Annotated in this window: 20 protein-coding genes; 10 read left to right on the top strand and 10 right to left on the bottom strand. The window is 56.7% G+C overall.

What is annotated here, in order from left to right; translation table 11 throughout:
- Nucleotides 1-59: 59 nt before the first annotated feature.
- Nucleotides 60-1955: a polysaccharide biosynthesis protein gene (locus G6N80_RS11215; protein WP_062557230.1), complete on the top strand. Its 1896-nt coding sequence runs from the start codon at nt 60-62 to the stop codon at nt 1953-1955.
- 14 nt (nt 1956-1969) lie between these two features.
- Here the strand turns inward: G6N80_RS11215 and G6N80_RS11210 are convergent, their stop codons facing one another.
- The 4 genes from G6N80_RS11210 to G6N80_RS11195 form a co-directional block, all read right to left on the bottom strand.
- A complete protein-coding gene (locus G6N80_RS11210; RefSeq protein WP_165133826.1) occupies nt 1970-2716 on the bottom strand; it encodes a phosphatase PAP2 family protein in 747 nt (248 codons plus the stop codon).
- 478 nt (nt 2717-3194) lie between these two features.
- Nucleotides 3195-4304, bottom strand: coding sequence for a 3-isopropylmalate dehydrogenase (leuB, locus tag G6N80_RS11205; RefSeq protein WP_376748652.1), 1110 nt, complete (start codon nt 4302-4304; stop codon nt 3195-3197).
- 143 nt (nt 4305-4447) lie between these two features.
- The gene (gene leuD / locus G6N80_RS11200) at nt 4448-5053 is read right to left on the bottom strand and encodes a 3-isopropylmalate dehydratase small subunit (protein ID WP_062557233.1); all 606 of its coding nucleotides are present in this window, start codon (nt 5051-5053) and stop codon (nt 4448-4450) included.
- 315 nt (nt 5054-5368) lie between these two features.
- Complete coding sequence (locus tag G6N80_RS11195) at nt 5369-5602, bottom strand: hypothetical protein (RefSeq protein WP_062557234.1); 234 nt, start codon at nt 5600-5602, stop codon at nt 5369-5371.
- A gap of 113 nt (nt 5603-5715) precedes the next feature.
- On the opposite strand from G6N80_RS11195, the gene G6N80_RS11190 reads away from it, so the two are divergent.
- The 3 genes from G6N80_RS11190 to G6N80_RS11180 are packed head-to-tail and all read left to right on the top strand — an operon-like array spanning nt 5716 to nt 7473.
- Complete coding sequence (locus G6N80_RS11190; RefSeq protein ID WP_165133820.1) at nt 5716-6615, top strand: HpcH/HpaI aldolase/citrate lyase family protein; 900 nt, start codon at nt 5716-5718, stop codon at nt 6613-6615.
- Nucleotides 6612-6818: a DUF1737 domain-containing protein gene (locus G6N80_RS11185; protein WP_062557236.1), complete on the top strand. Its 207-nt coding sequence runs from the start codon at nt 6612-6614 to the stop codon at nt 6816-6818. The genes G6N80_RS11190 and G6N80_RS11185 overlap by 4 nt, the downstream gene beginning before the upstream one ends.
- A 22-nt stretch (nt 6819-6840) precedes the next feature.
- Nucleotides 6841-7473: a LysE family translocator gene (locus tag G6N80_RS11180; protein ID WP_165133817.1), complete on the top strand. Its 633-nt coding sequence runs from the start codon at nt 6841-6843 to the stop codon at nt 7471-7473.
- Between the two features lie 16 nt (nt 7474-7489).
- Here the strand turns inward: G6N80_RS11180 and G6N80_RS11175 are convergent, their stop codons facing one another.
- Nucleotides 7490-7933, bottom strand: coding sequence for a metallopeptidase family protein (locus G6N80_RS11175; RefSeq protein WP_062557238.1), 444 nt, complete (start codon nt 7931-7933; stop codon nt 7490-7492).
- Between the two features lie 204 nt (nt 7934-8137).
- Here G6N80_RS11175 and G6N80_RS23345 point away from each other — a divergent pair, with 204 nt between their 5' ends.
- The 5 genes from G6N80_RS23345 (at nt 8138) to bfr (ending at nt 14817) form a co-directional block, all read left to right on the top strand.
- A complete protein-coding gene (locus G6N80_RS23345) occupies nt 8138-9055 on the top strand; it encodes an ImuA family protein (RefSeq protein ID WP_246251475.1) in 918 nt (305 codons plus the stop codon).
- 40 nt (nt 9056-9095) lie between these two features.
- Complete coding sequence (locus G6N80_RS11170) at nt 9096-10526, top strand: Y-family DNA polymerase (protein WP_246251474.1); 1431 nt, start codon at nt 9096-9098, stop codon at nt 10524-10526.
- Entirely contained in the window at nt 10523-13924 is a 3402-nt protein-coding gene (locus tag G6N80_RS11165; RefSeq protein ID WP_165133811.1) for an error-prone DNA polymerase, read from the top strand. Before G6N80_RS11170 ends, G6N80_RS11165 begins: the two co-directional genes overlap by 4 nt.
- A 121-nt stretch (nt 13925-14045) precedes the next feature.
- On the top strand, nt 14046-14366 hold the full coding sequence (locus G6N80_RS11160) for a (2Fe-2S)-binding protein (protein ID WP_343048872.1): 321 nt from the start codon (nt 14046-14048) through the stop codon (nt 14364-14366).
- Nucleotides 14332-14817: a bacterioferritin gene (bfr, locus tag G6N80_RS11155; RefSeq protein ID WP_062557243.1), complete on the top strand. Its 486-nt coding sequence runs from the start codon at nt 14332-14334 to the stop codon at nt 14815-14817. Before G6N80_RS11160 ends, bfr begins: the two co-directional genes overlap by 35 nt.
- 53 nt (nt 14818-14870) lie before the next feature.
- Here the strand turns inward: bfr and G6N80_RS11150 are convergent, their stop codons facing one another.
- The gene (locus tag G6N80_RS11150) at nt 14871-15830 is read right to left on the bottom strand and encodes a quinone oxidoreductase family protein (RefSeq protein WP_165133808.1); all 960 of its coding nucleotides are present in this window, start codon (nt 15828-15830) and stop codon (nt 14871-14873) included.
- An 88-nt stretch (nt 15831-15918) separates the two neighbouring features.
- On the opposite strand from G6N80_RS11150, the gene G6N80_RS11145 reads away from it, so the two are divergent.
- On the top strand, nt 15919-16761 hold the full coding sequence (locus G6N80_RS11145) for a LysR family transcriptional regulator (protein WP_062557245.1): 843 nt from the start codon (nt 15919-15921) through the stop codon (nt 16759-16761).
- Nucleotides 16762-16767: 6 nt separating this feature from the next.
- On the opposite strand, the gene G6N80_RS11140 is transcribed toward G6N80_RS11145, so the two are convergent.
- The 4 genes from G6N80_RS11140 to G6N80_RS11125 all read right to left on the bottom strand — a co-directional run bounded on the left by G6N80_RS11140 (nt 16768) and on the right by G6N80_RS11125 (nt 21322).
- Entirely contained in the window at nt 16768-17295 is a 528-nt protein-coding gene (locus tag G6N80_RS11140; RefSeq protein WP_165133805.1) for an RNA pyrophosphohydrolase, read from the bottom strand.
- Between the two features lie 12 nt (nt 17296-17307).
- Entirely contained in the window at nt 17308-18483 is a 1176-nt protein-coding gene (locus G6N80_RS11135; RefSeq protein WP_165133802.1) for a divergent polysaccharide deacetylase family protein, read from the bottom strand.
- A gap of 75 nt (nt 18484-18558) precedes the next feature.
- Nucleotides 18559-19938, bottom strand: coding sequence for a S41 family peptidase (locus tag G6N80_RS11130; protein ID WP_062557248.1), 1380 nt, complete (start codon nt 19936-19938; stop codon nt 18559-18561).
- The gene (locus tag G6N80_RS11125) at nt 19928-21322 is read right to left on the bottom strand and encodes a murein hydrolase activator EnvC family protein (RefSeq protein WP_062557249.1); all 1395 of its coding nucleotides are present in this window, start codon (nt 21320-21322) and stop codon (nt 19928-19930) included. Before G6N80_RS11125 ends, G6N80_RS11130 begins: the two co-directional genes overlap by 11 nt.
- Nucleotides 21323-21358 lie beyond the last annotated feature (36 nt).

Raw genomic sequence — 21358 nt, 5'->3', positions numbered from 1 at the left:
GATGCGGAGTTTGCGCCGCTTGATATGCCCACAGTAACAGGGTTCCCGCCGGATAGACGATGCTTCACTTTTTGCGCCACATCATCGAAAGCATGCCGCGCTTCTGGAAGCGAGTGATCCTGATCGGTTACGACTGTGCTGCGCTGATCATGGCGATCTGGGCAAGTTATGCCCTGCGCTATGCTGTCTGGGATCCGGTGTTGACGGACGAGCGCATCTTTCTCGCACTGGCAGCACCCATCATCGCCATACCGATCTTCATACGGCTGGGCCTCTACCGCGCTGTGCTGCGCTATTTGCCTGATACGGCCATCTGGACAATCCTCCAGGCCATGGCGGCAGCCACCATGCTCTGGATCCTTGTCGTCTTCATGCTGGAAATGTCCGGGCGCGGCGTCGTTCCCCGCTCGGTCCCGTTCTTCTATTTCGCGATCGGCACGACGCTCGTCGGCGGCTTTCGGTTTGCCGTGAAAGTTATCCTGAACCAGGGCACCGGCATGCGCCGGGACGAACATCCGATTTTCATCTACGGTGCAAGCGCCTCCTCGGTACAGCTTGCAACCGCGTTGCGCGGCAATGGCAATCGATATGTCGTCGGATTGCTGGATGAGGATCCGAACCATCATGGTCGCGATCTTGGTGGATATCGCGTCTACAATCCGGCCAACTTGCCAAAGCTGATCGATCAATATGGCGTCGAGGAAATCATCCTCTCGCTGTCGTCGCTTTCGGCAGATCGGCGCAAGAGCGTGATCAGCAGCATCAGTGGTCTCGGCGTGAAGATCCGCACAGTGCCAGACATTACTGACCTCGTGGATGGACGCTATCTCGCCAATCAGATCCGTGAGATCGAGATCGACGAATTGCTGGGTCGCTCCTTCGTACCGCCGGATCCGAAGCTGCTCGGCAGGATCCTTGAAGATCGTACAGTGATGGTGACGGGCGCGGGCGGATCGATCGGATCGGAACTCTGCCGCCTCATCGTTCAATGGAAGCCCAAGGCCCTCATTCTTTTTGAAGCCAATGAGTATGCGCTTTACATGATCGACCAGGAACTGCAGGCGACAGGGCGCTGCCCCGTCATTCCGGTTCTGGGGTCCATCACCCATGAAGCGCGTGTGCGCGATGCCATTTGCCAGCACAAGGTGGATATTCTTTACCACGCGGCAGCGCACAAGCATGTGCCGCTGGTCGAAGCCAATGCCATTGAAGGTATCGAGAACAACATCTTCGGAACGGCAACGGTTGCGAAGGTTGCCTTCGAGGAAAACATCGCAGACTTCGTCCTCATCTCGTCCGATAAGGCGGTTCGCCCAACCAATGTCATGGGCGCTACCAAGCGCTGGGCCGAACTCATCGTGCGCCAGATGGCGCTGAAGGCGCGGGAACTGGGTCGCGAGCAGAACTTCTGTGCGGTTCGTTTCGGGAACGTTCTGGGCTCGAATGGCTCCGTGGTTCCGCTGTTCAAGAAGCAGATCGCCAATGGTGGACCCGTAACGGTAACCAATCCGGACATGCGTCGTTATTTCATGTCGATCCAGGAAGCAGCCGAACTCATCGTCCAGGCAAGCGCGCTATCACAGGGCGGCGATATCTTCCTGCTGGAAATGGGCGAACCGGTCCGTATCGGCGATCTGGCGGAGAACATGATCCGGCTGGCCGGGTTTGCAGTCAGGGACGCCAGGAACCCGGTGGGCGGAATTGAGGTCAAGGTGACAGGCAGTCGCCCCGGTGAAAAGCTTTTCGAAGAGCTGTTCTACGATATGGCAAACGCCATGAAGACCGAACATCCCAAGATCCTGCGTGCGGATTCCAGCGCCATTGCCAAACTGCCGCTCAAGGAAGCGCTGGACGACCTCTGCGACGCGGCCCGGCGTCGGGACGAAGACAAAGCCCGTGACATCCTGTTTTCGTTTATCGGCATGGATCCGGACAACGACCCGGCAAAGGCCTGATCCGCCTCATTCGATCATTTTATCGCGATCGGGTCTGGTCCACTGGTCAGGCGCAAGCCGCTGCGCGGGCGAGGGAAATCTCGCTCCATCTTCCTGAACAGCAATCCGTATCGCGCAAAAATGCTGGCAAACAACAGGGCAAACCAGGCTCCAAGAGCCAAGCCGGCAATGACGTCGCTTGGATAATGCGCCCCAACCATGACGCGGGAAAAGCCGAGCCAAAGCGCGAGAATCAGGATCGGGAGGCGCAAGATCGGAGCCAGAAGATAGATGCTCATCATGATGGCGCCGATGGTCGTGGCATGACCGGACGGGAAACTTGCATAAAGATGGCCGCCCTCGAACGGCGCAAATGTAAATGTGCTTTCGAGCGCCGGTCGCGTTCGCCCAATCAACCATTTCAAAAGATTGGCAGTCAGGCCTGAGATCGCGACCGTCAGAATCACGTAGCTTGCCGCCTGCATGATGAGTGAGGCGTTGTAGCGAATGCTACGGCAATCGGCGGCTCGCAGATGTTTCAGCGCCTGCAGAAGCAGGACGCCCGCCACGGCAAAGATCCATCCCGAATTGCCAACTTCAGTAATGACTGTCCCGAAGGATTTGAGCTCCGAGTGCGTAGAGCGAAAAAAGCGGGCGACAGGCTCGTCGAAAACAAAAGCGGACAGAAGCGCGATATTTCCGCCCAGGATCAGCCACTCAGGATGATAATCGACTGGACTATGACGATGTCTGTTAGAACGCCGGACGATGGACTTGAGCATCGGGCCACCTCATCGCTGAAATTAGCCTAGGATACACTAGCTACGTAACAGCAGTTTGATGCCCTTCTCCCTATGTTAGAGCGGGGTTCGACCTGATTGAATCATTCTGCGGCCATGGATTTTCGTCAGGATCAAGGATTTTGCCGAAGGGCATATCTGGATATACGTCCGAGGCGAAAGCCGAAAATACAGGCCGCCCACCGGCCACGCCGCTTTGCCGAGGCAAAGCGACAAGCGTGTTCGGCACTTCAAATGCTTGCCGGATTGCAAGGCAATCCGGCGGGAGGATTAGCCGAAACCGGCCGTCCACTGTGTCGAAGGGCTTGGCCGTATGCGATAGCTACGACACGCGCCCTTCTCCTCGTGGAACGAACCGGTTTGGGCTAACCGAATTGATCCCATCAGATCGAACCCCGCTCTAAAATGCAAACGCCCTGCAGATGCAGGGCGTCGCAATCGTCGTAGATGAAAAATTCGCTCAGGCCGCGAGCGACTTGAACTCGGCCAGAATGGCATCGCCCATTTCGGCGGTGCCGACGCGTGTTGCGCCTTCAGCCATGATATCGCCGGTACGGATACCCTTGTCGAGGACGTTGGCGATAGCCTTTTCGAGGCGATCGGCTTCCGCAACCATGTTGAACGAATAGCGCAGGCACATGGCGAAGGAGGCAATCATGGCGATCGGGTTTGCAATGCCCTGACCTGCAATATCCGGCGCCGAACCATGTACAGGCTCATAAAGCGCCTTCCGCTTGCCGGTCTTGGGGTCCGGTGCCCCCAGCGAAGCAGACGGCAACATTCCGAGGGAGCCGGTCAGCATGGCGGCCACGTCGGACAACATGTCGCCAAAGAGGTTGTCGGTTACGATCACGTCAAACTGCTTCGGCGCACGAACGAGCTGCATCCCGCCGGCATCCGCCAGCATATGGTCCAGCTTCACATCGGAGAACTTCGCCTTGTGGGTCTCGGTCACAACCTGATTCCACAAAACGCCAGACTTCATGACGTTGCGCTTTTCCATGGAGCAGACGGCGTTCTTGCGCGTGCGGGCGAGTTCGAATGCGACCGACGAGATACGCTCGATTTCATAGGTATCGTAAACCTGCGTATCGATTGCGCGCTTCTGGCCATTGCCCAGATCTGTGATTGTCTTCGGTTCGCCGAAGTAAACGCCGCCCGTCAACTCGCGAACGATCAGGATATCGAGGCCTTCAACCAGCTCGGGCTTCAGGGAGGACGCATTGGCAAGTGCCGGATAGCAGATGGCCGGGCGCAGGTTTGCAAACAGTTCGAGATCCTTGCGCAGGCGGAGCAGACCGGCTTCCGGACGCACTTCGTAAGGCACCGCATCCCACTTCGGACCACCAACGGCACCGAAGAGAACGGCATCAGCTGCCATGGCCTTTGCCATGTCGTCCTCGGAAATGGCCGAGCCATGCGCATCATAGGCGCAGCCGCCGACCAGGCCTTCTTCAGTTTCGAAGCCTGTATTCATGGCTTCATTCATATAGGCGATGATCTTGCGAACTTCGGCCATGGCTTCCGGACCGATACCGTCACCGGGAAGAAGGAAAAGCTTGTGAGACATCAATCATATCCTTGGCAAAAGCAGGCTCACCTCTGCGCTGCCGTCAGCCAGCGCTCCTCTCCTCACCTCGTCCGAGCCTGCCGCAGAACGAGAGCAAAAGAAAACCCGGTTCCTTGAGGAGCCGGGTTCATGTTCGATCAGTTTCAGAGCCAGGGACGCTCGGCCTGTACCTTGCTCTCGAAGCTCGCGATTGCGGAATCGCTCTTCAGCGTGGTGGCAATGTCGTCAAGGCCTTCCAGCATGATGTGCTTGCGCGCCGGGTCGATGTCGAAGGTGATCTTGCCGCCATCCGGACCGGAGATTTCCTGTGCTTCCAGATCAACCGTCAAGACTGCGTTCGAGCCACGCGAGGCATCGTCCATCAGCTTGTCGAGATCATCCTGCGAAACAACGATCGGCAGAATGCCGTTCTTGAAACAGTTGTTGTAGAAAATGTCGGCGAAGGACGTGGAGATCACGCAGCGGATGCCGAAATCCAGCAGCGCCCATGGCGCATGCTCGCGGGAAGAACCACAGCCGAAGTTATCACCGGCCACCAGGATCTTGGCATTTTCATACTGAGGCTTGTTGAGAACGAAGTCAGGGTTCAGCGAACCATCATCCTTGTAGCGGGCTTCAGCAAAGAGACCTTTGCCGAGACCGGTGCGCTTGATCGTCTTCAGGTAATCCTTCGGAATGATCATGTCCGTGTCGATATTGACAACGGGAAGCGGCGCAGCAACGCCGGTAAGCTTGACGAATTTTTCCATGATCTGCCTCCGCGAGACTTATAATTCGGAAGCTGCCATAGACCAAATTGCAGGGAATTTGAAGACCGGATTAACGTCAAACGGTACTAAAGCATGTCGCGCAAAAGTGTTCAGCGGTTTTGCGCTAACGACATGCGATAAAATAAAGAGTTAAAGCGTCATAAGCGGATATTAACAATCGCGACCCGCTTTAAAGCAGGGCCAAACAGGCGCGTCGCGCAAAAGTGTCAGACAATTGCACCTCTGCGATAGGCCCGGGGGCATATTCCCGAGAGGCACTCCACTCAAGCGCCTCATCAACAAGCTGCTTAGATTTCAGAGATCGATGATGGTGCCTCGGCCATCGTTCCAGACACGCATTTCGAACTGGGTAGATTTTGCCTTGGCGCGCACAGGTGCGGGTTTGAGGCGAGGCGTCATGGCTTTCACCACGGTAAAGACGGCCAACATTCCGGCAAAGGCGAGCGTTAGGGACGCTGTCAGCACAACAAGTGTACCGATCGCAGCAATACCGACCAGACCATAGAGGAGTGCACGAATGTTCTGCATGATATTCAAAGCCTTTCTTCTGTGGGAAATGTGGGCCTTAATCTTGAGTCTTGCAAGGGCTTTTGCATTTCTGCGCTATTGCATCGCATCACAAAGATTGTCACAAAGTTGCGATGACTGAACGTGCCTCTTCTCTTCCCGTTCTGCACCGATCTCTCCTCAGCGTTCCTGCCTCGAATCAGCGAGCGCTGGAAAAGATTCGCATGCTCGAATGCGATGGTGTGATCCTCGATCTGGAGGATTCCGTGGCAGTCGAACAAAAAGCAGCTGCCCGCGACAATCTGCGTCAGTTCTTTTCGGCAGGACGGATTGCTGATTGCCTCACCATCATTCGCGTCAATCCGCTGGCTTCCGAGTTTGGAGCGGAAGATATCGCTCTCGTGCGAGAATTAGTGCCGGATGCGGTTCTCATTCCCAAACTGGAAACCCTCGCAGAGCTCGAGGCCTGTGAGACGCAACTCGCCGCTACGTCGCCCTCACTGGCAATATGGGGCATGATGGAGACGCCGAAGGGCATCCTGAATGCGGGGATGCTGGCTGCCGCCCGCCGTGAAATCGCCCCAAGACTTCAAGGCTTCGTGGTGGGGCTGAACGATCTGCGCAAGGAAACACGCGTTCTGCCGAAGCCCGGCCGGGCCTACCTTGTTCCTTGGCTCATGCAGGTGGTGCTGGCCGCCCGCGCCCACGGCCTCACCGTCATCGACAGCGTATTCAACGATTTTCGTGATGGCGAAAACTTCGAGAACGAGTGCCTGCAAGGCCGTGAAATGGGATTCGATGGCAAGATGCTGATCCATCCTGCCCAGATCGAACCGGCAAACCGGCATTTCGGTCCTTCTGAACAGGAACTCATTGAGGCGCGCATGATTCTGGACGCCTTTGCAAAGCCGGAAGCGTCTCAACTCAATGTCATCAACCTCGATGGCCGAATGATCGAGCGGCTGCACCTTGAACAGGCAGAGCGATTGATCAACCAAATGCACATCATTGAACGAAGAAAGATGAAAATATGAAAGTCTATCGCTTCCTGACCGGACCAGACGATTCCAGCTTCTGTCATCGCGTGACCGATGCCCTCAACAAGGGCTGGGAACTTTATGGCTCGCCATCCCATACGTTCAACGCCGCAGAGAACAAGCTTTACTGCGGTCAGGCAGTTGTAAAAACGGTAGAGGGTAAAGAATATGATCCAAGCATGAAGCTGGGTGAGCAATAATATTATAATGAATGGAGTGCTAATGCCTGATATTTTAACTATATCTACATTTGCACTTATTGCCTTGGGCATGGTTCTGACACCCGGACCGAATATGGTTTACCTGATTTCGCGCTCGATTTGCCAGGGGCCGAAAGCAGGACTCATTTCTCTCGGCGGCGTGGCGCTCGGCTTCATATTTTACATGCTGTGCGCGGCATTCGGTATAACGGCCATCGTCATGGCCGTTCCTTATGCCTATGATGCGCTGCGGATTGGCGGAGCGGTCTATCTGCTTTATCTGGCATGGCAGGCGGTAAAACCGGGCGGCAGATCGCCATTTCAGGTGAAGGACCTGCCGCAGGATAGCCCAGGCAGATTGTTCGCCATGGGCTTTGTGACCAATCTTCTCAACCCGAAGATCGCCGTCATGTATCTTTCGCTGCTGCCGCAATTCGTCCAGCCCGATCATGGGAGCGTGCTCGTACAATCGCTAGCACTTGGAACGACGCAGATCATGATCAGCATTACAGTGAATGCTATGATTGCACTCGCAGCAGGATCCATCGCAGGCTTTCTATCCCGCCGGCCAAGCTGGCTGGTTGTTCAACGCTGGCTGATGGGGACAGTCCTGGCAGGCCTTGCCATTCGCATGGCAACGGAAGCCCGTCGATAAGATGGGACCAGGCTAATCAGCCGGTACGATCCGCTGCCTCGTCTGCGCTTTCCTCGATGCGCTCCATATCATCGTCACTCAAGCCGAAATGGTGGCCGATTTCGTGGATGAGAACATGGGTGATGATATCGCCCAGCGTCTCGTCATTTTCAGCCCAGTAGTCAAGGATAGGGCGACGATAGAGGCGGATGCGGTTGGGAAGCTCACCCGTTTCCATGGTGAAGCGTTCAGAAATTCCACGTCCTTCAAAGAGACCCAGAAGATCGAAAGGCGTTTCCAGCGCCATATCCTCAAACACTTCATCATCAGGAAAATCTTCGATCTCGATGATCAGGTTCGTCGTCAGCGCACGAAATTCTTCCGGAAGATTGCCATAGGCCTCGATTGCCAGCGACTCGAAAGTGCTGATGGTTGGGGCGTGGCGATCCCGCCAATCATCTGTCTGGTCAACACGGGCCATAACTGCTCCTTTTCTCGACCCCATATAAGGTTTTCTCAAAAAATTTTCGAGTGCGGATTCAATCACCACCTGCATGAGTCGGTGAAACTGGTTACCAGCCCCGTTGACTCTTGCCGCGACCTCTGGAATCCATAAGAACATAACATGAACATATGATCTCTTCAGGCGTTATACCGAGGAGATCCAAGCGATGGAGCTGACGTCATGGCGAAAAACGCCTTGGCGCAGGAGACTGTTTTTGCCCTGCGCGAAACGATTGCCCGGTTGGAAGGCAAATCCCTTCCGGCACTGGCCGCCGCCCAGGCAAGCCATGCCGGACATCCGGCAGGTGGCGACGAGGCCCGGATCAGGACGGGAGTGGATTTCCTGGATGAAGCTTTGGACGGCGGTCTGCCTTGTGGCGGGATCACCGAACTGCGCAGTGACGGTCTACGTCATGCAGGCGCTCTGTCCGGCTTTGCCATGGCGCTTGGATGCCTGTTCCAGAAGGCTGAAAATCGCCCACTGCTGTGGATTTCAGATCGCATGACCGCCAGTGACGCCGGTCTGCCCTACCCAATCGGGTTGAAGCGCTTTGGCCTGTCCATCCACCGGTTCCTGCATGCGGCACCGAACCGGCTGGAAGACGCCCTGTGGCTTGCAGAAGCCGCGCTTTCAAGCGGCATCTTTGCCGCAACCTTTTTTGAAGTGCGCGGAAACCCTGCCCACTTCGGCTTGACCGAAAGCCGACGATTAAGCCTGCGGGCAAAGGCAGCAGGACGTCCGCTTCTGATCTTGCGACATGGGGGAGAGGAAGAGGCATCCAGCGCCCTTTTCCGTTTCCATGTCGAACCCTCCCTCGCCTCCCCTCGTCGCCTGCCAGATGGATCGATGCTTGGCGGCAGCATCGGTTCATCCGTCTTCCATCTAACTTTGGAAAAGAGCCGCAATGCGGCCCCGCTTTCCCTGCATCTGGAGTGGAACCATCATGACCGCCGTCTCATCGCCCTCGACCCGACAGAACGCGCTCTTTCGTTCGAACGGCCGACAGCGCATTCTGGCGCTTCACTTCCCAAGGCTCTCGACAGACAGGATCCTTCGCCGCCGCTGGGGGCTGTCCTGGCGTTCGACCGGGCGTCCTGAAGACATCATTTTCGTCTGCGCCGGCCGGCGGGAAAACGCCATGCGTCTGACCGCACTGGATTCGCATGCTGAAACCGTGGGGCTGAAGCGAGGGCAGGGGCTGGCGGAAGCGCGCGCCATCCATCCTGCTCTTGTCATGGTGGAAGAAGATGAAGCAGCGGACAAACGCTTTCTGGAAGCCCTGGCGGACTGGTGTGACCGCTACACGCCTTTGGTGGCACTGGAAGGCAGGGATGGCCTGTTCCTGAACATTACTGGCTGCGCGCATCTTTTCGGTGGTGAAGAGGCCATGCTGCGGGAAATCCTGCTGCGGCTGGAGCAGATGGGACTGGAGGTCAAAGGTGCCATCTCGTCCGCTCCAGGTCTTTCGTCGGCTGTCGCCCGTTTCGATGCAAGCCGAATTATCGGGGAGGATGAGCATGAACGCCTACTGGCGCCCTTGCCGCTCGCAGCTCTGAGGATTGATGATGCAACCGTGCAAGGGCTCGCCAAGCTTGGCCTGAAACAGGTTGGCGATCTGCTGGAGGCCCCACGCGCACCTCTGGCACGACGTTTCGGGACACAGCTTCTTCTGCGGTTGGATCAGGCCTTGGGTCTGGATGACGAAGCCATATCCCCTCGCCGACCCGTAGCGCATCTTTCCGCTGAAAGACGTCTCGCCGAGCCCGTTCAGGCGGAGGACGACATTCTGGAACTCACCTCACAGGTGGCGCAAAGCCTCAAACCGGGGCTGGAGGCAAGAGGTGCAGGTGGGCGCGTCTTCGAACTGGTTCTGTTTCGGGTCGATGGCAAGGTCTTTCGGCTGAAGGCGGGTGCCTCTCGGCCCTTAAGGGATGCTGCTCGTATTGCCAAACTCTTTGCCGAACGGCTGAAAGGTGTTCACGATGATCTGGATGCGGGCTTCGGTTTTGAGCTCCTGCGGCTGAACGTGCTGCGTCACGAGGTTTTCGATCATGCCCAGAAGGATTTCGAAGGCGAGGATGAAAGGCATTTATCACTTGCCGATTTCGTGGATCAGGTTTCGGCCCGCTTCGGCCCCGAGTGTCTTACGGCCTACCAATTACGAGAGAGCCATATTCCGGAGCGCGCTATCCTTTCCGTGCCAGCCCTCAGCCATATCTTCAAGCCGGTGCCGATACCGGAAGCAGCACCGTTGGTAGAGAATGCTCTTATCGGCAAAGAGCGTCCCTTGCGCCTGTTCCGCCATCCGGAGCCACTGGAGGCCTATGCCGTGGATGTACCGGATGGCCCACCCATCCGTTTTCGCTGGCGCAGGCTGACGCATAAGGTTTGCCATGCGGAAGGGCCTGAACGCATTGCCGCCGAATGGTGGCTGGAAGGTGAGGACGCGCCGACGCGGGATTACTTCCGGCTGGAATGCGAGACGGGTCAGCGCTTCTGGGTCTATCGCCAGGGGCTCTATGACCAGATCGCCAATCCAAGCTGGTACATGCATGGCATTTTCGCATGAGACCGGATACGCCTGCCTTCTGCGAGATTGGTGCTCGCACCAATTTTTCCTTTCTGGAGGGAGCATCCCATCCGGAGGAAATGGTACAGGCTGCGGCTGAACTCGCGAAAACAGGCGAGCTCAAAGGTCTTGGCATTGCCGACCGCAATTCTGTGGCAGGCGTTGTGCGTGCCCATGCGCAACTACGGGATCTGCCAGAGGATACGGAATTGAAGGTACAGCCGGGTTCGCGGCTTGTCTTCAGCGACGACACACCCGATGTCCTGGCATTTCCATTGAACAGGAAAGGATGGGGCAATCTTTGCCGTCTGCTGAGCGCTGGTAACTTGCGCACGGAAAAGGGAAGCTGCCTGATCTATCTCGAGGATCTTCTGGAATGGGGAGACGAGATGATGTTGGCTATTGTGCCGGATCGCCCCCTGCTGGAGGATGCACAAAAGGCCTCTGACTTCCCTGCCCTTCTGGATCGTCTCAAAACTCGCTTCGGCGACCGGCTCTATATGGCGCTTGTTCCGGACTATGACGGACTTGATACATTCGCCTTTGCCAGTTTCGCGCAATGGGCAGCGAATGCCCGCATTCCCTTGATCGCCACGAACCAGCCGCTTTACCATCATCCCAGCCGCAGACCGCTATCGGATGTCGTGACGGCCATCCGCGAACATGTCACGGTTCAGGAAGCGGGATTTCGCTTTGCAGCGAATGCAGAACGCTATCTGAAGACCGCGCGTCAACTGGCTGCAGTGTTCCGACACTATCCGCAGGCGGTTTCCAATAGCGTGCGATTTTTCTCACAACTCACATTTTCATTGCGGGAGTTGAAGCACAACTATCCGGAGGAGAGGATCAATGGCGAGACACCTTGGGAAACCCTGCGGCGCCTGACCTATGAGGGTGCTCGCGAACGCTTTGGCGGCACCATCCCGCCCAAGGTTGAAAGACAGATTCAGGAAGAACTGGCCCTGATTCTGGAGAAGAAATATGCGCCCTATTTCCTGACGGTGCGCAATATCATGGAATTCGCCCGTTCTGAAGACATCCTCTGTCAGGGTCGCGGTTCCGCCGCCAATTCCACTGTCTGCTATTGCCTGCGCATTACCGATGTCGACCCAGACCAGAACAAGCTGCTGTTTGCCCGATTCCTTTCGACAGAACGCGATGAACCGCCGGACATCGATGTGGACTTTGAACATGCACGGCGTGAGGAAGTCATCCAGCACATCTACAAAACCTACGGCAAGGAGCATGCAGGGCTTGCCGCAGCGGTGACAAGTTACAGGACCAGATCTTCGGGCCGCGAGGTTGCCAAGGCATTTGGCCTTTCGGAGGACGTGCAATCTGCCCTTTCCAGCACCGTCTGGGGCTGGTCGACTGAAGGCCTCTCGGAGCGGGATGCCAAAAACGCCGGGCTTGATGCACAAGACCCCCTGACCCGGCGCATGCTGGATTACGCTCGACAGCTCATGGACTTCCCCCGCCATCTGACCCAGCATGTCGGCGGCTTCGTGATTACACGCGATCGGCTGGATGAAGTGGTACCCATCATGCCGACAGCCATGCCGGACCGCTACATGATCGAGTGGAACAAGGACGATCTCGACACACTCGGCATTCTGAAAGTTGATGTTCTGGCGCTCGGCATGCTGACCTGTCTCGCCAAGGCATTTCATTTGCTGAAAAGCCATTATGGACAGGAGAAATCGCTGCCCGAGATCCTCAAGGATCATCGTTCCGAGGTCTATGACATGATTTGCCGGGCCGACACGATCGGCGTCTTCCAGATCGAAAGTCGGGCACAGATGAGCATGCTGCCACGCCTGCAACCTCGCAAGTTCTACGATCTCGTGATTGAGGTCGCCATCGTTCGTCCGGGACCAATCCAGGGAGATATGGTTCACCCCTACCTCAAACGGCGGGAAGATGAACGCCACGGACGTGAGATTGAATATCCGAGTGTTGAATTGAAGGACGTTCTGGAACGCACGCTGGGTGTGCCACTGTTTCAGGAACAGGCGATGCAGATTGCCATCGTCGCAGCAGAGTTCTCCCCAAGCGAGGCAGACAAGCTGCGCCGTGCCATGGCCACCTTCCGCCGCACCGGCACCATTCATCACTTCCGTGACAAGATGGTCAGCAAGATGATCGAGCGTGGATATGATCCAGGCTTTGCGGAGCGCTGCTTCAGCCAGATCGAAGGCTTTGGCGAATATGGCTTTCCGGAAAGCCATGCCGCATCCTTCGCACTTCTGGTTTATACCTCATGCTGGTTCAAGGCCTTCTATCCGGACGTATTCCTGACCGCCATTCTGAACTCACAGCCCATGGGTTTCTACGCGCCTGCCCAACTGGTGCGCGATGCCCGGGAGCATGGCACTGCCGTTCTTCCGGTCGATGTGAATTTCTCCGATTGGGACAGCATTCTGGAAGGCGGTAAGGGCTATGATCCGCGAATGCTGAGCCCCCAGCACGCGGATATGCGACAGGTAATCCGTTCGAAATATAGCGTCAGGCTGGGTTTCCGGCTGATCAAGGGGCTGCCGGAAAAGGAAATCATCGATAAGCTCATGCCGAACCGGGGATCCGGTTATCGCTCGATCCGGGATCTCTGGCTGCGATCCGGCATGAACCGCGCCAGTATCGAGCGCCTTGCCGAGGCGGATGCGTTTAGGTCCATGGGGCTGGATCGCCGTCAGGCTCTCTGGGAGGTGCGCGCGCTGGATGCTCGCAATGCCAGTGAAAACCTGCCGCTTTTTGAACATGCCATCCGTGACGGCACCCTCAAGCGGGATGATCTTCAGCAGGAGCCGGATTTCGAACTTCCGGAAATGCCTCCAGGCGAACAGGTGATTGAAGATTACCGCAGCCTGACCCTCTCCCTGAAGGCGCATCCCATAACCTTTCTACGAAACGAACTCGTCAAGCGACGCATCATTCAGATGCGTGACCTGCTGACGGCACCGAAAAACAGGCGTGTGGAAATTGCGGGGCTGGTGCTTATCCGGCAAAGGCCCGGAACCGCTAAGGTCATTTTCATGACGCTGGAGGATGAAACAGGTGTGGCAAATGCCATTATCCGCCCGAAAATTTTCTTACGCTTCCGTTCCGTTGTCATGGCGGCGCGTCTCGTGCGTATTCGGGGCATGTTGCAACGAGAGAGCGGGGTCATTCACGTGATCGCCGATGAGATCGAAGACATGACCCATATGTTGGGCCTGCTGCAGGCAGAGAAGCGACGGTTTAGTTTGTGCGAGCGCGTCGATGAGGTTTTGCGCCCAACGGCGGACCATCGCGACCGGCCACGCAGACCCATGCCCGAGGCTCTTTCAACGGTTAAAGGAGAAGCTTCCCCTCAACATCCCAATGCCGAGGTCCTGCCCAAAGGACGCAATTTTCATTGAAGCCAAGCCGCAGATAGCAATCCAGTCTCACAAGAAAGAGAGCAGATGCGCCGTCTGCCATTTTTTGTTGACATTCATCGTCCGCTTTATAAAAGAGGATATCGAATGTCATGTTTGATGGCTGAACAGCATGCTTGTCTGTAGTTGCAATTACATTACCGATCGGGAAATCAGGGACGTGATCAACGGTCTCCTCGACGAGGACTGTTGGCAGCTCATTGTGCCTGCAAAAGTCTATCACGCCATGCAGAAGCGCGGCCGGTGCTGCGGATGTTTTCCCAATGTGGTTGACCTGATTATCCGTACAACCGAAGAATATCATGCTGCTCACCACTCGACGGAAGCAGATGTCATCGACTATATGTCTCGCTTGAAACAATTCCACGAGGAAAACAGGAGAGCGGACATTGAAAGGCGACAAAAGAGTCATCGAGCGGCTTAATGAGGCCCTCTTTCTAGAACTAGGCGCCGTAAATCAGTACTGGCTACATTATCGCCTCCTGGAAGACTGGGGCTATACAAAGCTAGCCAAGAAAGAACGCGCTGAGTCCATTGAAGAAATGCAGCACGCCGACAAGCTTGTTGCTCGCATTATCTTCCTTGAGGGTCATCCGAATCTGCAAACACTTGCTCCGCTTCGCATCGGCCAGAACGTTCGCGAAGTTCTGGAGGCAGATCTTGCCGGTGAATACGATGCGCGTACCGCCTACAAGGCATCGCGCGATATCTGTCACGAAGCTGGCGACTATGTTTCCATGAAGCTTTTCGAGGAACTGCTGATCGATGAGGAAGGTCATATCGACTTCCTCGAAACGCAGCTTGAGCTTCTCGGCAAGATTGGCGAAGAAAAGTATGGTCTGCTGAACGCAGAATCTGCGGACGCTGCCGAATAATATTTTCAAGATTTCAAAAGCCGGGTGTGAACAAACGTCCGGCTTTTTTGATGTCACGATCTGAAGACTGCTGCGCCTGTGATCATTCCCGCTTCCAGATCACGATGCCCTGCCACGGCATCCGTCAGTTCATAGGTTCGGGACGGAGTGTCCAGCACACCCGCCTCCATCTTTTCCAACACCGCCATCACGGCCGGCCGGTAAGCCGCCTCATTGGCCGTAAAAGCCATGACGCTCGGTCGTGAAAATGCGTTTGATCGAAGAGCACTCAACGGAACGGCAGGCGGCGCACCGGCGACTTGGCCAATATTTGCCGTCATTCCAAAGGGTCGGACAGAGGCAATCGTCTTGGCGAGCGTCGCTCCCCCGATACCGTCGATTGCCAGGTGAACGCCCTGGCCACCCGTCAATTTTTCGACTTCCACGGCAAGGTCCACATCACGTCCCACGATTACATGATCCGCGCCAGCCTGCCTTGCCAGTTGCGCCTTTTCCAATGAACTGACCGTACCGATCACCTCGGCGCCAAGAGACTTCGCCCACCGCACCAGGATCGTACCGAGACCACCTGCGGCCGCATGAACCAGTATCACCATGCCCGCAGAGACAGGGTAGACTTTGTGCAGCAGCATGAATGCGGTCAACCCGCGTAACAATGTACTGCCGGCCAGATCGAAATCCAGCGAGTCCGGAAGTTTGACGGCTCGCCATGCAGGCAGGAGTCGCGTCTCGGCATAGGCACCAACGACCCCAGCATAGGCGACCCGATCACCAACCTTGACGTTTGTGACATATTCACCGACCGCTTCTACCACCCCCGCTCCTTCTACACCTGGTACGGCAGGCAAAGGCAAAGGGTAGATCCCCTGGCGATGATAGACATCCACGAAATTCAGACCAATAGCAGAATGTCGAATCCGGATTTGATCAGCCCCGGGATCTTCGAGTTCCACGTTCACTTTCTGCAGAACATCGGCTTCACCCGTCTGAGCAAACTGAATGGCATAGGACATGTCGCTTCTCCTTTGACAGGCACTATACGCACACTGAGCACTGTGCAAAATTCGCGAAATCAACACATGAATTGTGAGAAAGTGCACAATGAATTGGGATGACCTTCGTCACTTCGCCGCTTTGTGTTCAGAGGGCAGCCTTCTGGGTGCAGCAAAGGCACTCGGCACCGAACATGCGACAGTCTCGCGCCGGATCGAAGCCCTGGAAAAGAAAACCGGTCTTAAACTGGTCGACAGACGAGGACGTCGTCTCCAACTCACCAATGATGGACAACGCATAGCGACACTCGCAATGCGAATGCGGGATGAAGCAGATGGCATCCAGCGCATACTGCGTGGCAAGCGGGATGAAATTGCAGGGGAAGTCACCATATCAGCGCCGCCAGCGCTTTCCGTTTGCGTGATCGCTCCTTGCCTCGCCTCGCTTGCAAATCGCTATCCGCTTTTGACAGTGCGGCTTTTGGCGGAAACCAGGCAGGCGTCTCTCAATCGTCGTGAGGCTGACATCGCCGTGAGACTGTCTCGCCCGGTCGAAGGAGATCTTGCATTGGTGAAACTGATGGAAGTCATCTTCAGGCCCTATGCCAGTATTCACCTGATAGACAAAATGAATAGTCGCGATATGCCATTGATCGGATCTGATGGCGATGTGCGAGATTCACCTCAGCAGCAGGCTCTTGAGCAAATTGCCCATGGCCGACCCTATACTTTCCGCTCCAGCGACGTGATGGTACAGTTCGCCCTCGCCAAGGCCGGTGCCGGTATCGCAATGCTACCGGATTTCCTCGCCCCGGAGCAGCATGGCCTCTTCAGCGTTGATCCTGATGCCAAGCCACTGGTGCGTGAGGCGTGGCTCGTAATCCATAACGATCTTAAAAATTCAGGTCCTGTCAGAGCGGTTGTTGACCATTTGCGGCAGTCCATCGGTTGAGAATGATCAACCTTTGCTGCCTGCCAAATCGCTGAACGCAGCAACAACCTCTATATAGGCCTTTTTCTTGAACGAGACGATCAGTTCAGGCAGGTCGGCCATCGGCTTCCATGCCCAGGCGTCGAATTCCTGATGCTGGCCCGCTGGCGGGTGCTCGATATTGATCTCCGACTCATCGCCTTCGAAGCGGAACGCAAACCAGCGTTGCTTTTGCCCGCGATATTTCCCCTTCAGACCAATACCGATGAGATGGCTTGGAAGATCGTAATAGATCCAGTCGGGAGCCTCTCTCAGCAAAGAGACAGACCGAATGCCTGTTTCTTCGAACAATTCGCGGTAGGCTGCTTCCAGATGGTCTTCGCCCTTGTCGATACCGCCTTGCGGCATCTGCCAGAGCTGTGGCGAACCATCGGACTCACTATTGTCTTCAGAAAGCCTGCGACCCACCCATACGAGTCCCTCGCGATTCAGCACCATGACACCGACGCAGGGGCGGTACGGAAGCTCGTCCGCAGACACTGGCTTCTTGCTCATGATAGCTCCTTCTCATTCCGACTTATCTGACACGAGGGACGCAACCCCCACGATCTCGATACCGCGCCCTTGCGCCTCTTTGGCCCATTCCGCAACTGCATCGATCGTCTCGTCGAAAGCCGAGCCCATGCCGATGGCGGTCCCCTTTCGTTGCGCGACGCGCTCCAGTTCATCCAGTTTTCGGAGGATGGCCTGGCGATCGAGCTGTCCATCTATGGTGATATCGGCAAAGGCATAGGGGGCGTCCAAGGGTTTGGCCACCTTTTCCGTAACCGTGCGGGCGGAAGATCCGTCATCCAGAAACAGAAGGCCTCTCTTTGCCGTATCGCGCAAAACCGGTTCCACGGCAGACGGGTTGGAGAGATAGCCGGCGCCGAGATAATTGACGATCCCCGTGTAATTGGTGATCTTGCCCATGGCTTCATGAAGCCGGCTCAGATTGGCTTTGGTGCCGTCCGCCGTGACGAGGGTCAACGGGCCGGGATCATTTGCCGGATAATCAAGGGGTTCCATCGGAATTTGTATCAGAAGCTCGTGTCCTTTGCGGCGCGCCTCCTGCATCCAGCGCTGAAGGCTATTGCCGGAAGCCGCGAATGCAAAGGTTACCTCACCCGGCAGATCTTCAATGGCGCGCTGTGTGCCCGTCTGGCTGAGCCCGAGCCCACCGATCACGATCGCAATCCGCGTGCCGCGCGCACCGGACCAGGGCCGCGCATATTGCTCCATCGGACGAAGACCATCATGGCCCTTGATTGGCAATTTCCCGAAGGGACTAACCTCGAGCAAATCCTCATTCGGCAAGGTTGCCATGCGAGGATCCTGACCGAAACGCTGGGCATTGATGATGAGCGGCCCCTCGCCCGGCCTCGAACGTGGTGTGATCTTGGTGATGATCGAACCGTCATCCATGAGACTACGTTCGATATTTGCGCCCGCTTGCCCGTTTGTCTGAAGCTGTTTCTGATCAGGCCGCTGCGTCGGTGGGGCCGGTTCGGCAGGGGGAACCGCGACGGTTACTTCCGTGGCGGGAGCCTGCTCCAGCTTTTGCGCTCGCATGGCATAAAACGACAAACCAAGCATGCCGCTTCCGAACACGAGAGCAGCAAACATTGCTGTCAGGCCGCCGGATCTGGAACGACCAGGCTTCTTTCTATTCTGCCCGAGAGGAGCGCGAAGATCTGTCCCCACCGGATCGTTCCGCCTTGACACTATTCTTGGAAGAAAGAGCCACCCTCCAGCGTGCCGGAGGGTGGCTTGATGCGATTAAGGCTTGGCCGGAGCCGGTGCGGGCTTGGCTTCTGCGGGTTTTGCATCCGCAGGCTTCGCCTGAGCAGCCTTCTGCTGCTGCGGCGGGAAGGATGGGTCCGACTTGTTCCCGCGCAGAAGATCGAGCGCATAGGTCAACTGCACGTCATCCTTGGCTTCCGGCGGAACGTAAGCCGCGGAACCTGAGCCCTCATCGGTCTCATTCTGGCCCTGGATATGGCCCGGCAGGCTCGATTCACCCTCGGTGCGCAACTTGCCCTGCAGTTCCGCAGGCAGAGGCTGATCGACCTTGATGTCCGGCTGGATGCCCGTACCCTGGATCGACTTGCCCGAAGGAGTGTAATACAGCGCCGTCGTCAAACGGAGGGCACCGGCTTCACCCATCGGAATAATCGTCTGGACAGAACCCTTGCCGAAGGACCGGGTACCGACCACCGTTGCTCGCTTCAGATCCTGAAGAGCGCCGGCGACGATTTCGGAGGCCGAGGCCGAACCGCCATTGACGAGCACGATAACCGGCTTGCCATCGGTCAGGTCGCCCGGACCAGCATTGAAGCGGCGGGTTTCCTCGGGATTGCGGCCGCGCGTGGAAACCACTTCGCCGCGTTCCAGGAAGGCATCGGAAACGTTGATGGCCTGATCGAGCAGACCGCCGGGATTCAATCGAAGGTCAAGCACGTAGCCCTTCAGCTGATCGGCAGGAACCTGCGCCTTGATCTTCTTGATGGCCTTCTCGAGGTCGTCATAGGTCTTCTCTGTAAAGGAGATCACACGCAGATATCCGACATTCCCACCTTCGATGCGCGACTTGACAGCCTGTACGGCGATGATGTCACGAACGACAGTCAGTTCGATCGGCTTGTCAGCGCCCTTGCGCAGGATCGTCAGCTTGATCGGCGTGTTGACCGGACCGCGCATCTTCTGCACAGCATCTTCCAGCTTCAGGCCGCGAACAGGCTTTCCGTCGATTTCGGAGATGAAGTCACCAGCCAGAACACCGGCCTTTGCGGCAGGCGTATCGTCAATCGGCGTAATCACCTTGACGAGTTCATTTTCCATCGTGACTTCGATACCAAGGCCACCGAATTCACCCTTGGTCTGGACGCGCATATCAGCCGCATCCTTGGCGTTCATGTAGCTGGAATGCGGATCGAGCGACGACAACATTCCGTTGATCGCATTCTCCACCAGCTTCTGCTCGTCCGGCGGCGTCACATACTGAGCACGCACACGCTCGAAGACATCGCCAAAAATAGATAGCTCACGATAGGTCGAAGACCCTGCGGCCTGGGCAGGCACGCCAGCAGAGTAGACGACGCTCATGGCCGTGGCGCCGAGCAGCGCCCCGACGATGACAAGTGAAGCCCTACGAATCATTTCGTGCCCTTCCAGTTTCTTTAACGGCCCACCACGGCTTCGAATCGATCGGGTTGCCGTCCTTTCGGAATTCAATGTAAAGCGTCGGTCGATCCGTTTCCAGCGCCAACGCGGTTGCGCTTGCCACTCTTTTCTCACCCATTGTGGCAATGGGCTCACCAGAGAATACGAACATTCCCGGTTGAACGTTCACTTTGTCCATTCCAGTCATGACGAGGTGGTAGCCCTCGCCCGCATTCAGGATAATCATCTGACCATAACTGCGGAAGGCTCCGGCGAAAACCACCGTTCCATCGGCTGGGGCTGTTACCACAGCACCGGCGCTGGAGGCGAGTGTCAATCCGCGGGCTGGGTGGCCCGTACCATCGGGGTCACCAAACGACCGAAGCAGATCACCCTCAACCGGATAGGCAAGTTTCACCTTGAGGCTGGCGAAGGGATATGCGGGGGCAATGCGGTTTTTGTCGGGCACGCCGTTTTCAGCCAGCTGACGCGCCCTCTCGCGCTCTTCCGCCGTCAGCTGCTTTTGCCGTTCTTCCTCACGTTTTGCGCGTTCCATGGCAAGGCGAACCGAGGAAATTTCGCTCTCGAGTGATTGAATAAGCCCCTCGAGATTGGTCGCTTTTCCGGCAAGTTCCTGGGCCTTACGTCTTTCCTCGGCAAGGCTGGCAGATTTGACAGCATTCTGCTTGGCATTCTCCTCCAGCAGCAGCGCTATGCGTCGATCTTCCTCGAGCCCGGCCTGAATGGCGGCACTGGCCTTGCCACGCTCATCCGCCACATCGCGTTGAACATCGGCCAGGCCTTGCAAATCGGCCATAAGCTTTTCAGCTTGAACCCGCATGCCCGGCACGACCGCGCCGAGAAGAATAGCGCTGCGCACCGAGCCCAGGGCATCCTCGGGGGAAACGAGCAGAGCAGGAGGCGGATTGCGTCCCATGCGCTCGAGCGCACCTAAGACTTCGGCGAGCACGCTGCGTCGCTCTCTCAGCGATGCACGGATAGTCTCCTGCTTTATCTTAAGATCGGTCAGCTTTTTCTCGCTTGTCTGAACCTTTGCCTCATAGTCCTTGCGACGCGTAGCGGCGTCAATAAGAGCCTGCCGAAGGGACGCGCTCGTCTTGTCCAGATCGGCAATCGCAGCTTCGATCGATCGAGCCGCATCCGTCGACACTGACATGGTCTTCGACAGGGCCTCCAACTCAGCGCGGGTCTGGTCGCGCTTCGACTGAAGGACGTCAATTGGTAAGGATGAGGTAGAAGGCTCTGCGGACGGGGAAGGAGGAGCCTGCTGGGCAACGGCAATGCCCGCATTGCCACAGGCCAACAGAATAGCCGTGCCTAGCGAAATTGCCACTCTAGATGTCGCTTGCCTGACCAGCATCTGTACCCGTCAAAAGATCAATCCGGCAAAGCTAGA

The sequence above is a fragment of the Rhizobium rhizoryzae genome (genome assembly GCF_011046895.1).
Classification (GTDB): domain Bacteria; phylum Pseudomonadota; class Alphaproteobacteria; order Rhizobiales; family Rhizobiaceae; genus Neorhizobium; species Neorhizobium rhizoryzae.
This window is presented reverse-complemented; position numbering and strand designations above follow the sequence as displayed.